The organism is Glutamicibacter protophormiae, assembly GCF_016894325.1.
Taxonomy (GTDB): Bacteria; Actinomycetota; Actinomycetes; order Actinomycetales; family Micrococcaceae; genus Glutamicibacter; species Glutamicibacter protophormiae.
Map to the genome: position 1 here is coordinate 3,488,174 of NZ_CP069806.1, position 14,475 is coordinate 3,502,648.

At 59.9% G+C, this 14,475-nt stretch carries 14 protein-coding genes; 1 reads left to right on the plus strand and 13 read right to left on the minus strand.

The annotated features are described in order from the left end of the window. Positions 1 to 52: 52 nt before the first annotated feature. On the plus strand, positions 53 to 1,618 hold the full coding sequence (locus JQN66_RS16295; protein WP_204675953.1) for an FAD-binding oxidoreductase: 1,566 nt from the start codon (positions 53 to 55) through the stop codon (positions 1,616 to 1,618). 115 nt (positions 1,619 to 1,733) lie between these two features. Here JQN66_RS16295 and JQN66_RS16300 read toward each other — a convergent pair whose 3' ends face one another. The 13 genes from JQN66_RS16300 to JQN66_RS16360 all read right to left on the minus strand — a co-directional run bounded on the left by JQN66_RS16300 (position 1,734) and on the right by JQN66_RS16360 (position 14,229). Then, positions 1,734 to 2,450, minus strand: a complete 717-nt coding sequence (locus JQN66_RS16300) for an SDR family oxidoreductase (RefSeq protein WP_128470984.1) — start codon at positions 2,448 to 2,450, stop codon at positions 1,734 to 1,736. Further along, positions 2,447 to 3,088, minus strand: a complete 642-nt coding sequence (locus JQN66_RS16305) for a TetR/AcrR family transcriptional regulator (RefSeq protein ID WP_161567513.1) — start codon at positions 3,086 to 3,088, stop codon at positions 2,447 to 2,449. Before JQN66_RS16305 ends, JQN66_RS16300 begins: the two co-directional genes overlap by 4 nt. Before the next feature lie 104 nt (positions 3,089 to 3,192). Further along, positions 3,193 to 5,175 carry a flavin-containing monooxygenase gene (locus JQN66_RS16310; protein ID WP_204675954.1) on the minus strand — a complete coding sequence of 661 codons (1,983 nt, stop codon included), beginning with the start codon at positions 5,173 to 5,175 and terminating at the stop codon, positions 3,193 to 3,195. Beyond that, positions 5,172 to 6,011, minus strand: coding sequence for an ABC transporter ATP-binding protein (locus tag JQN66_RS16315; protein WP_204675955.1), 840 nt, complete (start codon positions 6,009 to 6,011; stop codon positions 5,172 to 5,174). The genes JQN66_RS16310 and JQN66_RS16315 overlap by 4 nt, the downstream gene beginning before the upstream one ends. Next, entirely contained in the window at positions 6,004 to 6,774 is a 771-nt protein-coding gene (locus tag JQN66_RS16320) for an ABC transporter permease (RefSeq protein ID WP_128470980.1), read from the minus strand. Before JQN66_RS16320 ends, JQN66_RS16315 begins: the two co-directional genes overlap by 8 nt. After that, entirely contained in the window at positions 6,771 to 7,619 is an 849-nt protein-coding gene (locus JQN66_RS16325) for an ABC transporter permease (RefSeq protein ID WP_204675956.1), read from the minus strand. The genes JQN66_RS16320 and JQN66_RS16325 overlap by 4 nt, the downstream gene beginning before the upstream one ends. Positions 7,620 to 7,670: 51 nt before the next feature. Next, a complete protein-coding gene (locus JQN66_RS16330; RefSeq protein WP_204675957.1) occupies positions 7,671 to 8,666 on the minus strand; it encodes an ABC transporter substrate-binding protein in 996 nt (331 codons plus the stop codon). A gap of 97 nt (positions 8,667 to 8,763) precedes the next feature. Next, positions 8,764 to 10,455: a bifunctional 3-(3-hydroxy-phenyl)propionate/3-hydroxycinnamic acid hydroxylase gene (locus JQN66_RS16335; RefSeq protein WP_204675958.1), complete on the minus strand. Its 1,692-nt coding sequence runs from the start codon at positions 10,453 to 10,455 to the stop codon at positions 8,764 to 8,766. Next, complete coding sequence (locus JQN66_RS16340; protein WP_204675959.1) at positions 10,452 to 11,198, minus strand: HpcH/HpaI aldolase family protein; 747 nt, start codon at positions 11,196 to 11,198, stop codon at positions 10,452 to 10,454. Before JQN66_RS16340 ends, JQN66_RS16335 begins: the two co-directional genes overlap by 4 nt. Continuing rightward, a complete protein-coding gene (locus JQN66_RS16345) occupies positions 11,195 to 11,647 on the minus strand; it encodes a nuclear transport factor 2 family protein (RefSeq protein WP_149597538.1) in 453 nt (150 codons plus the stop codon). Before JQN66_RS16345 ends, JQN66_RS16340 begins: the two co-directional genes overlap by 4 nt. Further along, entirely contained in the window at positions 11,640 to 12,440 is an 801-nt protein-coding gene (locus JQN66_RS16350; RefSeq protein WP_204675960.1) for a 2-keto-4-pentenoate hydratase, read from the minus strand. The genes JQN66_RS16345 and JQN66_RS16350 overlap by 8 nt, the downstream gene beginning before the upstream one ends. A gap of 2 nt (positions 12,441 to 12,442) precedes the next feature. Then, on the minus strand, positions 12,443 to 13,297 hold the full coding sequence (locus JQN66_RS16355; RefSeq protein WP_204675961.1) for an alpha/beta fold hydrolase: 855 nt from the start codon (positions 13,295 to 13,297) through the stop codon (positions 12,443 to 12,445). Positions 13,298 to 13,305: 8 nt separating this feature from the next. Beyond that, the gene (locus JQN66_RS16360) at positions 13,306 to 14,229 is read right to left on the minus strand and encodes a 3-carboxyethylcatechol 2,3-dioxygenase (protein ID WP_204675962.1); all 924 of its coding nucleotides are present in this window, start codon (positions 14,227 to 14,229) and stop codon (positions 13,306 to 13,308) included. Between the last annotated feature and the right edge of the window lie 246 nt (positions 14,230 to 14,475).

Genomic DNA, 14,475 nt, shown 5'->3' on the forward strand with positions numbered 1-14,475 from the left:
ATTAAGACAATGAGGCCGCGGCACCTGCCAACGGCCAGTGGAAGGGTGAATCATGGATCGTCGTGAAGAGTTTCTTCGGGCAGCCAAGGAAATCGTGGGCGCGGAGAACGTTGTTTCCCTGGGTGATTCCGAGGGGTATCTTGATCCCTACCCGCTGAACCCGGGCCGCACCCCCTGGCCCGGCGTCCGTCCGGCCAACACCGAAGAAGTACAGGCCATCGTCAAATTGGCCACCGAGCACGAGGTTCCGCTGTGGACCTTCTCCTGCGGCAAGAACCTGGGCTATGGCGGCCCGGAACCGCGCGATACCGGCATGGTGGCGCTGGATCTGAGCCGCATGAAGCGCATCATCACCGTCGATGACCGCCTGTGCTACGCCGTGGTGGAACCCGGCGTCACCTTCTTCGAGCTCTTCGAATACATCAAGGAACGCGGCCTGAAGGTGTGGATGTCGGTGCCGGCCCTGGGCTGGGGTTCGGTGATGGGCAACATGCTCGACCGCGGCTACGGCATGACCCCGCTGGGCGACCACGTGAAGTCCCTGTGCGGCATGGAAGTGGTCCTGCCCGATGGCGATCTGGTCCGCACCGGCATGGGAGCCATGGACCGCACCGAGCTCGGCCCGATCTTCCAGGGCGGCTTCGGTCCGACGCTGGACGGGCTGTTCACCCAGTCCAACTACGGCGTGGTCACCCAGGTCGGCCTGTGGCTGATGCCGGCGCCGCACACCTACGTCAACGGCGACATCTTCGTCGACGATGAAGCGCACCTGCCGCAGCTGATCGATATCCTCACCACCCTGCGCCGCGAAGAGATCATCCAGAACAATGCGCTGTGCGGCAACGTTGTCCGCGCGGCGACCATGCGCGGGTCCCGTGCCGATTTCTGGGATGGCGAAGGGTCGATCCCCGACTGGCGGCTGGAAGAAATGCGCCAGGAATTCGGCATTGGCCAGTGGAACTGCAAGTTCGCCTTCTACGGCGACCGCGAGCTGTGCGAACGCCGGCTGCAGATCGTCAAGGACCGAATCAGCGCCATCCCCGGTGCCCGCGTTGATGCCCGCTTCTACTCGGGCGAAGAGGGCCTGGCCTTGCAGCATGATGACATCGCCGCCCTCGACCGCACCCAGATGGCTGGCGTCCCGACCCTGAAGCCGCTGTCCACCGTAGGCTGGGCAGCCGAAAACGGCGGGCACATCGACGCGGCCCCGATCATCCCGGCCCGCGGCGAACTGGTGGCCGAGTTCTACCAGGAAGCCAAGAAGCTCTACGAGAAGCACGGATTCGATCTGTACATCGGGTACCACCTGTACCCGCGCCACATGGTCCACGTGACGATGATCTTCTTCGAGCGCGGCAACGAGGAAATGCTCCAGCGCGCCCGCGCCCTGTACTCCGAGCTGCTCGATGCCGCCCGCTCCCGCGGCTACGCACCATACCGCAGCCACGTGGACTACATGGACCGGATTGCCGACGGTTTCGACTTCAACGGCAACGCGGCCCGCCGCTTGCAGGAGAAGATCAAGGACGCACTGGATCCGGCAGGCATCCTGGCCCCGGGCAAGCAGGGCGTCTGGCCTGCACGCTTCCGCGAAGAGCGTTCAAGCGTCCAGAACTAGCACCTGGCGCACTAGCCACAGCAATTCCCCTTGCCGCAAAAGCGGCAAGGGGATTTGTTGTACCCGGACACGGACCGATTATCCGTTGCCTGGCATGGATTCTGGCCGAAACGGCTTAGATCGAACGGGCAACTCCACCGTCAACACGAATGTTCTGTCCGGTCATATAGCTGGATTCGTCACTGGCCAGGAAGCGCACGGCCTTGGCAATCTCGGTGCTGCTAGCGGCACGGCGCAAGGGAATCTTCTGGACCCATGCTTCAGGCACCGTGCTCGGGTCCTCTTTAGTGAAACCCGGAAGCACATTATTCATGCGTATGCCTTTGGGACCGTATTCATCGGTGTACAACTTGGTGAAAGAGGCTAGGGCAGCACGGAAAGTTGCGGAGACGGGGTATTTGGGATTCGGCTCGAAAGGCGAGCTGGTGGAAATGTTCACGATGGTTCCTCCCCCATTGTTCTCTAAGTGAGGTGTGACGATGCGGCACATCCGGACCACGTTCATCAGATACATTTGCATGCCGGCTTCCCAGTCCTCATCGGTGATATCCAGGACGGGACCGGAGGCCGCGTGGCCCGAGCCGTTGACAACGACATCAATCCGCCCGTAGGTCTCCAGAGCAAGGTCAACCACAGCCTGCAGGTCTGCGGTCAAGCAGTTCGAGCCGGCCAAGCCGACACCGCCCAGTTCTTCGGCAAGTGCCTTGGCTTGGCCTGACGGCGAGAGGGCAACAATTCTATGCCCATCGCCCAAGGCCAATTCACGGGCTACCGCAGCGCCTATCCCGGAGCCTGCTCCGATAACAACAGCTACTTTCCGTGTTTCAGTCATTCAATCCCCTCATCGGATACCCGCTGAACTTCACGTGCAATCAACGCATTGACCGCGGCGGAAGAAAGCTCGGCGAATTCCATAAAATCAATCTCGTCGCCAGCAGAAGCGGCAACGTAAAATCCATCAGTGAGTGCCCGGCCGAGCACCACCATTTTTCGTGCGAAGGCCGGGTCGGCCTCCAGCACTTCATCTGGGATTTCCGGTTCAACCCGGGAAACCATCAGCTCAAACATTTCTTTTCTGACTTCCAGGTAGCGCTCACGCGCGGCATTGCCTTCCAACCGCTTTTCGAGCGCAAAGAGCAGTGCCAAGACCCAGAATGCTTCTGTCTCATTTTCGGGGTTGGTGGAACCACCGGCAGAACCTGCGATGCTGCGGCGCAGCAGGTCGCGGTTCGTTGGCCCGGTATGGTCGAGCTTCCACTGCTCAAAGCAGTAATCGATCAGGTTGGAAAATAGCTGCTCTTTATTGTTGAAGTGCCAATAGACTGAACCAACAGGCAATCCGGATAGTTCGGCGACCTTGGACATCGTGGTGCCTTCGTATCCGGCGTTAACTGCCAAAGTAAGCGCTGCATTAAGAATTGCCTTCTCGTTTTCGGGGGTTCCCTGGTGCGATCCATTGCGTCGGGCCACGAACTGCTCCTTCTCCTGTACTGCTTCAGTCAATACTGCAGAGACTACTGCACGCGGAAGCGCCCAACCCTCTTCCGCGTGCACCAAGTCATCACCGGCTCTTTTCAGCGCAGAAATTCATGCTCATCTGGACGAACGGATTCCGTTGCTTCCCAATATTCAATGTTGGTGAATGGCCAGACTTGGGAAACCCTGCCCTTGCTGTTCTGATACCACGTTCTGACATAGGGCTGACCCCACGCCATTTGGCGGTTCTCCGCGTCCACCCATGCCGTGAACCGACCCAGTGCTTCCTGGGTGACCGTCAGCGCTTTTGCGTCGCGCTTGAGCACTTCGTGAATGGCCTTGAGTGCGTACTCACTGGCTCGTTCCAGCATGAAGTGCAGACTACCGGCCACCACACCGCCAACGTTCGGTCCGTACACCATGAAGAAATTCGGGAATCCCGGAACCGTGACGCCGTTATGTGCCCGTGCATCTGCTTGCCAGTAGTCGTGGATGCGCAAGCCTTCACGCCCAACTATTTCAATACCGTCCAGGTAATCCGACGGCTTGAACCCGGTGGCATAAATGACGATGTCCACCTCGTGATGGACTCCATCCGCAGTCATAATGCCGGTTTCGGTGAATTCGGCGATCGGTGAGACTTCCAGTGTGGAGTGCTCAGCCTTGAGCGCTTGTGCCCAAACGCCGTTGTCGCGCAGCATCCGCTTGGCACCGGGCGGGTAGCTAGGGATCGCGTGCTTCAACAGCTCGGGATGGCCTTCGAACTGCTCGCGGAGCAAGTCGATGAGCTCTTCACGCACCTGGTGGTTTTTGCGCGAAACACTCAGCGGCGCCTGTGGCCAATTCTCTTCAGCACGCACGGTATGGAAGCGCCCCGGTATTCCCAAGACCGTCGTCCACAGGCGGAACCACTGGGCGTAATGCGGGACCTTGCGCACCAGCCACGAGAAGGTTTCACTGACTTCCTGGTGGTATGCCGGTGCTGGCAGCATCCATGGTGCGTTGCGTTGGAAGACCACGAGTTCTTCAACGTCCTGGTAGATCGCCGGAACAATCTGGTAGGCACTTGCCCCGGTGCCAATGACCGCGACCTTCTTGCCCCGCCAGTCGACGCTCGAGTCCCATTCCTGCGAATGCATCTGGATTCCAGCGAACTTGTCCCGATTCGGGAATTCTGGAATGTTCGGGATATCAAGCTGCCCCGAGGCACTGATCAGGGCGTTGAAGCGACGGGTCTCGGCCCCATTGCCATCTTGGGAAATCACGGCCTCCCATTGCCCCGCAGCTTCATCCCATGTGGCGCTGATCAGCCTAGTGCCATACTGGATTTCGCCGGACAAGCCGGCTTTGGCTGCCACCGTCTCCAGGTATTCCCGTACTTCTTCACCCTGTGCGAACTGGTGCGGCCAGTCGGCTTTCTGCGCGAAGGAATACGAGTAGCCGAAGGTCGGGGTGTCCAGCCGTACCCCTGGATATTTGTTCTTCTGCCAGGTCCCGCCCAAACGGGCGCTGGCTTCAATGATCTCAAAAGGCACCCCTGCCTGCGCGAAACGGTGAGCTGCCGCAATCCCTGCCACCCCCGATCCGACGATCAGCGCGGTGAACTCCTTGCCTGCGGCAGCGAAATCCTCATACTGCCACGTCGGTGCGCCGCTATTTTCAGGCAGTATCGACAGCTCGTGCTTGAGCATGTCGGCCCATTCGGAGTGGCCATTGCTCAGATAAGCCAGGATCTCTTCAGCGGCCTGCGGCTGCAGAGCTGGCGTTGCCGTGATCTGCTGATCGCGCAGCTGTATCAGTCCGGACAAGGCCACGGCCTTCCCCTTCAATACTGCTTCTTCACCCATGCCGCCATGCGGGTGGTTCTTGGTATCCACCGGGGTCAATGGGGGACGCAGCTCTTCGGCAAGGATCGCGGTATTCGACGTCGCGGCAGCGATGGCGGCCAGAAGCGCGGGCAGGTCCGCCTGATCCACGATTCGGGCCAGCTGCTCATCGCTTTCGGTGATCAGTTCGCTGTTCGCCTGCCAGAACAAGTCATCGGCTGCCGGTGCCAGGGTGTTCACGCTGTTCTCGCTCATGCCGCTGGTTCCTTGACTCGCAGGACGTCGGACTGCCCGTCGGTATTCGTCTTGGCCCGCTGGACTTGTTCGTAGACCTCCGAGCGCAGCTCGCCAAAACGGGCTTCGCTGCGGGTCGTCAGCTGGTTGCGGTCGACAGGCAAGTCGATCTTGATGTCGTTCTGGATGACGGTCGGTGAGCTGGAGAGCACCAGCACGCGTTCTGCCAAGTAGACGGATTCGTCGATATCGTGGGTGACGAACAGGATCGTCATGTTGTGTTGCTTCCAAATGCGGCGCACCAGATCTTCCAGCTCTGCGCGGGTTTGCGCATCCACCGCGGCAAATGGCTCATCCATCAGCAAAACGCTGGGCTGTGCGGCTACGGCGCGAGCAATCGCTACGCGCTGCTGCATGCCGCCAGACAGCTGCCATGGGTACTTCTTGCCGGCCTTCTCCAAGCCCACGGATTCCAAGGCATCCTTGACCCGGCGGGCCCGCTCGCCCTTGGCTACGCCGCTGGTTTTCAGCGGCAGGTCGACGTTGGCTTCCACCGTCATCCAAGGGAAGAGGCTACGCCCGTACTCTTGGAAGACCACGGCCATGCCCTTGGCCGGGCCATTGACCGGTTTGCCGTCCAGCACCACAGTGCCGGAGGTGGCGTTCATCAGGCCGGCGATACACTTGAGCAAGGTGGTTTTGCCACTGCCTGAAGGGCCTACAAGGCAAACGAATTCACCTTCATGCAGATCGAAGGTCAGCGACCTCACGGCTTCGAATTCATTGCCCGAGGACAGCTTGTAGATCTTTTGGACCTGATTGACCTCAAGCCGGACGCTGCTTTGCTGATTAGTCATTTTCGTTTTCCTTTAATCCTTCGTACCAAGCTAGGGTGCGCCGATGAACCCACCCGAAGATGATGGAGAGCACGACGCCGATCAGGCCAAGCAGGAATACTCCGCTCCACATTTCAGGGATGGCAATTCGGTTCTGGAAGTTGATGGTCCAATGGCCGATGCCGTCTGTGGAAGCGAACATTTCCGAGACCACCATCAGGATCAGCGCCACTGCCAAGGACTGGCGGATGCCGGCCATGATCTGCGGCGAGGCGCCGGGCAAAACCAGATAGCGCAGGCGATCGACTTTGTTCATCTGCATCATCTGTGCGGAGTTCTTCAAAACCTCGTCCAGCGAGGTGACGCCGGCTACCGTGTTCAGCAGGATCGGCCACATGCAGCTGAGCACAATCAGGGTGATCTTCATAGTGTCGTTGATGCCAATCAGCAGCAACAGCACCGGGATCAGGATGGTGGAGGGAACGGCTCGGATAAATTCGAACAACGGTTCCAGCAACCAGCGAAGCCACCGTACCGACCCCACGAGGACACCGAGCAGCACGCCAATGACGATTGAAATCCCCAGTCCGGCCAGCAGGCGGTAAAGGCTCGGGATGACATCCGATAAGAAGCGCTCGGCGAACCAGATGTCCACGAAGCGGTCAAAGAGCTCCAGCGGCTTCGGGATGAAGAAATTCGCGTAGAGATCCGTGTAGATGAACCACGTCGCAAGCAGAATGATCGGCAGGCCCAGCAGGTAGGCGGCCTTCTTGAGCAACGTCATAGCGAAGTGCCTCCTCGTACGCTTTGATGCCAGAACAGGGTCTTGCGCTCAACGAAGCGCATAATCATGTTGATAGCAATGCCCAGCAGTCCGCTGGTGATGATCAACGCATAGATTGCTGGTGCTGATCCATTGATCTGGGCGAAGGCCACTTCCTGACCCAAGCCCGGGGTGCCCACGATCAGCTCCACGCTGATAGCCAGGATCAGCGCAATCGTTGCCGACAAGCGCAGCCCGGTCATCAAGAACGGCAGCAGTGTGGGGAAGAGCAGGTAGCGCACACGCTGCGCGAAATTCATGCGCAGCGTCCGGGCTGTATCCACAGCAACCTTGTCCACGTCTGAGATCCCGTAGAACACCTGGATCAGCACCACCCAGAAGCAGGCGTAAATGATGATCATCAGCTCTGTGCCGATCCGTGGGCCGAAGAGCAGGGCCGCAATGGGAATCAGCGCCACGGCCGGGATCGGGCGGAAGAATTCCACTGTCGAATGGGTGGCCTTTGTCAGGATTCGACTCGAACCGATAATGATGCCCGCAATGATTCCCAAAACGGTGGAAATCGATACGCCCAGCAGCCAGGCCTTCATCGTGTTGCCCACGGCGGCCCAGAATTCCGCGTAGGCGAAATTCATCACGAAGCGTTCGAGAACTACGGTTGGCGGAGGCATGTGGGTTGCGTTCACCATCCCGGACACCGAGACCACCTGCCAGATGGCAAGGAACAGCAGGATCCCCAAGGTGCCCAGGGCAACCGGTCCCACCGAGGTCCACGAGACCCGCTTGCGCCTCGACGTGATATGTACCCTGCGAACCGATGCCGCAGGAAGCGCTGGATTACTCATGAGTTCCAGCCCCCTTTCAATTGTCGCTGGCTCAATCGCCAGGCGCTGAAGCTACTTGCTCCATACCGTCTGGTCGATGTCCGGACGTTCTTCCACGAGTCCGTATTCCTTCATCAGATCGGCGAACTGGTTCAATGCGTCTTTGTCCAGATCCGCGTGCCATTCGATGAAGTCGGTCTTCTCAGCGGCAGCCTCCGAGGTGCCCAGGACTTCCGGCAGCAGCGCCCGGACTTCGTCCTGATGCGCTTCGGCGTAGGTCAATGTCTTATCCAGTGCAGCAGTGAAGCCGTCAACCAGCTCCGGGTCTTCCTCGGTCAGAGCGCCACTGGAGACGATCACCAATTCCGCTCCGCCAAGCTTCGATTCCTTGATGAAGTCGCTGATGACGACGCCTCCGTCTGCAACAATTTGCTGCAGGAACGGAGGGCCGGCCATGCCGGCGTCAATCTGGCCGCTTTCCAGCTGCGCGGCGACTTCGTTCAAGCCCAACTGCACGAAGTTCACCTTGCTCGGGTCGCCTCCGTCCAGCGAAATCGCCTCGCGAATGCCGATGTCCCCGATGCTTCCCAGCGCGTTGATGGACACGGTCTTGCCCTCGAGGTCCTTAGCGCGCTTGATGTCTGACTTCGGACCGACCAATACTGCAACGGAATCCTCGATGATGTCCGGACGGTTCTTGGCATAGCCCGAAACGATCTTCACATCAAGGCCCTTGGTGGTGGCCACCAGAGGTGTGGTGGGGCTCGCCAGCATGAATTCCAGGCTTCCAGAGGTCAGCGACGGAAGCTGAGCCGCGCTGCCCTGACCGAGCAGCATTTCAAGATCGATGCCTTCCTCTTCGAAATAGCCCTTGTTGATGCCCAGCTGGATAGCGCCAACTGCGGAGGACGGGAACAGACCGATGGTCGCCTTGGCAAGGCCGCTGCCGGCGTTTGAGTCCGATCCCGTATCAGCGCCACCGGAGATGGAGCCCTGCGCGCAACCGGTGAGGCTAAGCGCTGCGATCAACCCGAGAGCGGACAGTTTGCGAGTGGTTTTGGTGTTCATGAGAGTTCTTTCTTTCGTGGATGGGGTGAGCCGTGGTTGGTCAACGAAAAGGAATTCGGCACCGGAATACGGCGGTGTCGTGCGGTGTGTCCGCGTCCTAGCGGGCCGGTTGGATTTCTGCGGCCTGCGCTTCAGCGATGGTGTTGCTTTCGTTCCTTCCAGCTGGAGCAATGCTGGCTTTGTCGAGAACACGATTCAGAGTCTGATCCAAGTTCTGAATGAGGCATTCAGCGGCGACCACGTGATCCGGGCGGACCACCACTGCAGAGACTGGGTGCTGATGGAACCATTGCTTCAAGACACCTGCGGGGTCGCCCACGACCTGGACTCCCGGCATGGCATTCTGCTGCGCCCAAGGAAGCTGGACGCTCGGAACTACCTGCACCAGGCTCGCCCCCAAGGCCTCGAAGCGGCGACGGCTCTGTTCGCTCAGGAAGTTCGATGGATCGTTGTTCCATGCGTAGATTCGCCAGCCGAGATCGGTAGCGTCATCCAGCAGGACCTCGCCGCATTCGCCGTCGATCACCTTGGGCTGCGGGAAGAGCATCCCGGTACTCGACTTCGCACCTTCTTCCACGGGGACCGCCTTGGAGTCCTGCGAGGTATCGTGCACCACTACCCCCCGCGTGTACTTGGGCATCGGCTTGAAGCCCTGACCCGATACGTAGGATTTGAGTTTTGGCAGATGGTCGATCACCGCTGCCGTGGCATCGCGCACCGCCGAGGTGATCTTGCTGCGATTGGTGACCACCTTGGACATGCCCACCGACAGGTCAACCATGGCTTTGACATGGTCACGCCGCTCATCCGCATAGGTGTCCAGCAGCTGATCGGTGGCCAAGCCGCGGGTGACAGCATGCAGCTTCCAGCCCAGGTTCATCGCATCGCGAATGCAGGAATTCCATCCCTGGCCTGCGACGACCGGCATGACATGAGCGGCGTCGCCGGCCAGCAGCACACGATCCTTGCGGAAGCTTTCGGCAACACGAGCATGGTGCGCGTAGACGCGGCGCCGGATGATGTCCAGGCTTGCTGGATCGTCCACATGGTCCTTGAGCAGCTTGTCCAAGAACTCGTCGCTGTCGACGAGTTCATCGCTCTCGTCTTCCATCAGCGAGAACTCCCAGCGGCGGATGCCATGCGGCAAGCTCAATGTTGCGTAGGCGCGAGATGGATCGCCGCCGAACACCGCGTGCGGGGTGCCCAGCGGATCATTGGCAACGTCGATCACCACGCCGCGCTGCGCACGGGTGGTCCCGGGGAAGCCAATGCCCAGCTTCTTGCGGGTGAACGATGCACCGCCCTCGCAACCGACTACGTAGTCTGCGCGGATGGTGCGTTCTTGCCCGGCATCCCCGATGGTGACGGTGACGCCCTGGGCATCTTGGACCAAGTCGGTGGCTTCCGCTCCAAAGCGGACGTCGACGCACTGGTAGCGGCTGATGCCTTCGAGCAGCACCTGGTCAACCAGCGGCTGCACGAAACCGTTTCGGCGAGGCCAGCCGAATTCCCGGGTGGTCGGATTGATGTTCGCGATGACCTTGCCCGACCCGTTGACGATGCGAACCTGCTGGTCCGGAACGGTGTGCACCAGCACTTGGTCAACTAGGCCCAATGTCTGCATGGCCCGCAGCGACTCGTCGTCGATGCCCACGGCCCGAGGGTAGTCGATCAGCTGCTCACGGGCCTCGATCAGGATGGTCTTGACCCCCAGCTTGCCCAGCAGATTCGCCAAGGTCAGGCCGGTGGGACCGGCGCCGATGATCAGGATTTCAGTTTGCTCGCTCATGCCTTTTCCTCCAATGCCGCGAGTGAAACCCGTGCTTGTTTTCCAACGTATAAAAGGTCGATGCCCAGTCCTGCGTAGGCCAGGGAATGGCTGCGCATGGCAGCCGCGGCAAAGGCCGGGTCGCTGCAGTACAGTCCCAAGCCGATGCCCTGCTCTTGCGTGATCGCCGCCAATTGCTCGACAGCCTCCGCCACCGGGCCCTCTTCCCAGTCCGCCCGTCCGGGCAGTCCGTAGGTCACGGCCATATCGGAGGGTCCGATGTACAGCGAGTCGAGTCCCGGCACCGCAGCGATCTGCGCGGCCGCTTCCACGCCGGCGGCCGATTCAATCTGCACGATGGCCGATACCGCTTCGTTGCCTGCTTGGCAGTAGTCCGCTCCCTGATAAAGGTTCGGGCGCGTCGGGCCAAGGCTGCGGCCGCCCAACGGCGGGTACTTCACCGCTTGCACCAGTGCACGGGCCTGTTCCACGGTTTCCACGCTGGGTGCCACGATGCCGCGTGCTCCGCTGTCGAGCAGGCGGCCAATTACTCCGGAGTCGATGCTGGCCACACGCGCGTAGACCCACTGGTTGCCGCGAGGGATTGCACGCAGCATGCTGCACGCTTGGTCGAGCCCGATCTCTCCGTGCTGCAGATCGATCATGACGCCGTCGTAGCCGGCGTTCAGCGCGCTTTCGACTACCGCCATTGAAGGGAGCGCAATGTGCAGCAGTACCGGTGCGTTGTCTGGTTCGCTGCTCATTTTTCTGAACCTGCGGCAATCTTCGCCGCATGCTTTGCGGCGTTTTCCGCTCCGAATACCGGGACGATCTCGCGGCGCTGGATCAGCCACTTGCCATCAACGTTGGTGTACTCCTCTTGGAATTCGCCAACACTTGCCGGATGCAGTGGATCTGGCTGGCTGTCGCGGAAGGTCATGTAGTAGGTGGTGCTCTTGACGACACCGTCCTCGACGTAGACGCGGGTGCCGCCGGAGAAGTGGCGCACGATTCCAGCGTTGATCTTGCTGCGGCGTTCGCCCCATGCCTTGATCGCTTCGCGGCCTTCCATCACGCCCATGGGGCCGACCGAACGTCCGTCTTCGGCGTACAGCTCATGCAGCTTGTCGGCGTGGCCGTGGTCCAGGAGCCAGTGGAATTCAGAGACCAACGCCAGGATTTCGTTGCGGATATCTGTGGTCAGTTCAGTCATTGCTGTTTTCCTTGCTGATCAGGGTCGCGGAGACTTCGCCGAAACCGTGCGAGTACTTGGCGGTGTAGGTGACGTCCTCGTCCCAGTCGACGATCATGCCGATCGATCCGGACAGCAGGATCTCGCCTGCGCGCAGCGGCTTGCCGGTGCGGATCGAGGTCTCTGCCAGCCATTGGACGGCGTTGATTGGTCCCTGCAGGACGTTGCGTCCCACGCCGCGGGTGACTTCCTCATCACCGCGATAGAGCACCATCTCCACCTCGTCCAGATCGACTTCGTCGAGCTTCTTCCGGGCTCCTCCCACCACCAGGCCTTCGCAGGCGGCGTTGTCGGCCACGGTATCCAGGATGCTCATCTTGTAGTTGTGGTATCGGCAGTCGACTAGTTCCATCGCCGGGACCACGTAGTCGATAGCTGCCCTGATGCTGTCCATGTCCGCTTCAAGGATGTCGTTCTTGAGCACGAAGGCGAGTTCGGCTTCGATCTTCGGGCGGATGAATGCCGAGCGCGGGCGGTCCACCGGGCTTTCGAAGACCATGTCATCGAGCACGATTCCATAGTCCGGCTGGTCTACACCTGCTTTCTTCTGCACCATCGGGTTGGTCAGCCCTACTTTGCGGCCCACCCTGCGAAGATTGAATTCTTCTTCGCGGCGCTTGGTGTTCAGCTCCGAGATCGCGTAGGCGGAATCCAGGTCGCCTTCCTCAAGCTGATGGCGGATGAAGTCGATGGAGGTGAGATTGGTGCGCGCCTCATACAGGGCATCCGCGAGCTTCTGGATAGTTGCCGACATGTTCAGCCCTTCCTTGAAAGAAAATCGATGGCTCGTTCGTTGAATTTCTTCGGGTCTTCCCACTGCGGCCAGTGCGCCGCATTTTCGATGACGAGCAGTTCGCCGTCGGGCAGGTGCGATGCGAGCTCGTGGCCCGTATCCACACCGCCAGTTGGCTCGTGGTCGGTCCAGACCAGCAATGTCGGGACTTTGGCCGCCGCATAGTCTTCTTCGGTCACCCGGTTCCGGAAGCGGATCTCAGAATTCTGCAGCACCAGAATGTGTCCGATGGACTGGCTGAATCCTTCACGTGAGTAGACAGCCTGCCGCATCCGAACCAGCTCGTCGGAGATCAGGTCTTCGTTGTGGATGACGACCTGCAAGCGAGCCTTGACGTTTTCGAATGTTGGGTTGTCGACGGCGTCGCGGGTGACCGAGCGTCCTTTGCTCATGGCTGGTTTACCTACGATGCGGCCCCCCGGTGCGCTGAGAATCAAGGTGTGCACGCGATCTGCATGCTTCTGTGCAAACTTCAGTGCAATCCAGCCGCCCAACGACTCACCGCACAGGTGTGCACGCTCCAGGCCGAGAGCATCGAGCAAACCGATAAGGTGCTCTTCATAGTCGCTGATTTCCAGATCGGCTGTCGCCAACGTCGAGAAGCCGTGTCCTGGGTAGTCGTAGGCTACGACGCGGTAGTTCTCGGCCAGTGCGCGGATGTTGTGGGTGAAGGCTTCGAGGTGACCACTGGTTCCGGCCAACAGCACGATGGTTTCTTCACCGGATCCGACGGTCAGGATCCGGGTGTTCCATTGGCCAATTTGCTTGTATTCCAAGGTGTGCGGGACATCGCCGATGGCCTGCCACATGGTGGTCATGCCAGTGTTCATTTGGCACCATCCGCGATTGCTGCAACGACGCCGAAACCGGCGCCCCACGTTTCCACCGGCCAGTACTTGTCTACTGCCATGGAGTAGCTGCCATGGGCGGACAGCGCAGCGAAGGCCGCGATCCAGGTACGGACTTCATGCGCGCCGCTGCCGCCTTCTGCTCCGAACCATTCGTTGGTCCACTGGTCTACCACCGACAGATCTCCGCTGCGCAGCACGTCGAGCACTTCGTTATCCCAGGCTTCGTTCAGCGGCTGGGTGCTGGCCTTGCCTTCAGCGAACTTGCGGATATTGGCAAGCATCGTTGATTCCTTGATCTCGCGCTGCTCTGGGGTCATGGTGGCCTCGATCAAGCGCTGGCGCACTTCGTCAGGAGCGTCGTCCCATACGGGGATCGGCGGATTGTGGGACAGGCCGCCGGACGCGAAGACCAGCACCTTCTTGTCCAGCTTCTGCGCCGCGCGCCCCAGTGCTTCGCCGAGCAATCGAACCCGGCTCATCGGGGTGAGCGGGAGGCCTACGGAATTCACGAAGATCGGGACAAATGGGTTGGTGAACCCGTGGCCGAAGACGAACTCGAGTGGCTGGAGCACACCGTGATCCACCTGGAGATTCTCGGAACGGGCAATGTCGATTCCATCTTCAAGGATCAATTTATGCAGTTCACGGGCGGTGTCTCCATCCACCGGCAGTGGACCGGCCGCAGTTCCCCAGTCGCCAACGCCGCTAGCCTGCGCGCCAACGCAGAACGGCGGCATCATTTCGTACATCACGCCATTGAAATGGTCCGGACCCAAGGCGATGGTGATGTCTGGAGCGAAATCTTCGACGAATTTGCGAACGTCTTCGATGGCTTCATTGATCTCGGCAAAGGTCGTCCCGCCTGGATCGACATTTCCAAACGATGGCGCGTGGGACATGGCAGCAACTGCAAGTGTCATTTTCAGATTCCCTCGGATACTTCGGAGCGCCCTAGCTCCGCGAATTCAACAAAACGTGATCTAGATCATTACTTCTAGAACCACGATTCTAGAGTCTTGCGTCACATAAGGCTAGCCCTCGGAATGATTTTGTCTCGCAAGAAAGGGTCCAAGTCAACGGGAAAGGCCCCTTTGGGCAAGGCTGTTATTCAGGGAAATAGCCATGGGAAAATCGTCTATTTATTT

Coding starts and splice junctions, on each gene's coding strand:
- JQN66_RS16295 (WP_204675953.1), top strand. CDS start 53: ATGGATCGTCGTGAAGAGTTTCTTCGGGCAGCCAAGGAAATCGTGGGC.
- JQN66_RS16300 (WP_128470984.1), bottom strand. CDS start 2,450: ATGACTGAAACACGGAAAGTAGCTGTTGTTATCGGAGCAGGCTCCGGG.
- JQN66_RS16310 (WP_204675954.1), bottom strand. CDS start 5,175: ATGAGCGAGAACAGCGTGAACACCCTGGCACCGGCAGCCGATGACTTG.
- JQN66_RS16315 (WP_204675955.1), bottom strand. CDS start 6,011: ATGACTAATCAGCAAAGCAGCGTCCGGCTTGAGGTCAATCAGGTCCAA.
- JQN66_RS16320 (WP_128470980.1), bottom strand. CDS start 6,774: ATGACGTTGCTCAAGAAGGCCGCCTACCTGCTGGGCCTGCCGATCATT.
- JQN66_RS16325 (WP_204675956.1), bottom strand. CDS start 7,619: ATGAGTAATCCAGCGCTTCCTGCGGCATCGGTTCGCAGGGTACATATC.
- JQN66_RS16330 (WP_204675957.1), bottom strand. CDS start 8,666: ATGAACACCAAAACCACTCGCAAACTGTCCGCTCTCGGGTTGATCGCA.
- JQN66_RS16335 (WP_204675958.1), bottom strand. CDS start 10,455: ATGAGCGAGCAAACTGAAATCCTGATCATCGGCGCCGGTCCCACCGGC.
- JQN66_RS16340 (WP_204675959.1), bottom strand. CDS start 11,198: ATGAGCAGCGAACCAGACAACGCACCGGTACTGCTGCACATTGCGCTC.
- JQN66_RS16345 (WP_149597538.1), bottom strand. CDS start 11,647: ATGACTGAACTGACCACAGATATCCGCAACGAAATCCTGGCGTTGGTC.
- JQN66_RS16350 (WP_204675960.1), bottom strand. CDS start 12,440: ATGTCGGCAACTATCCAGAAGCTCGCGGATGCCCTGTATGAGGCGCGC.
- JQN66_RS16355 (WP_204675961.1), bottom strand. CDS start 13,297: ATGACCACCATGTGGCAGGCCATCGGCGATGTCCCGCACACCTTGGAA.
- JQN66_RS16360 (WP_204675962.1), bottom strand. CDS start 14,229: ATGTCCCACGCGCCATCGTTTGGAAATGTCGATCCAGGCGGGACGACC.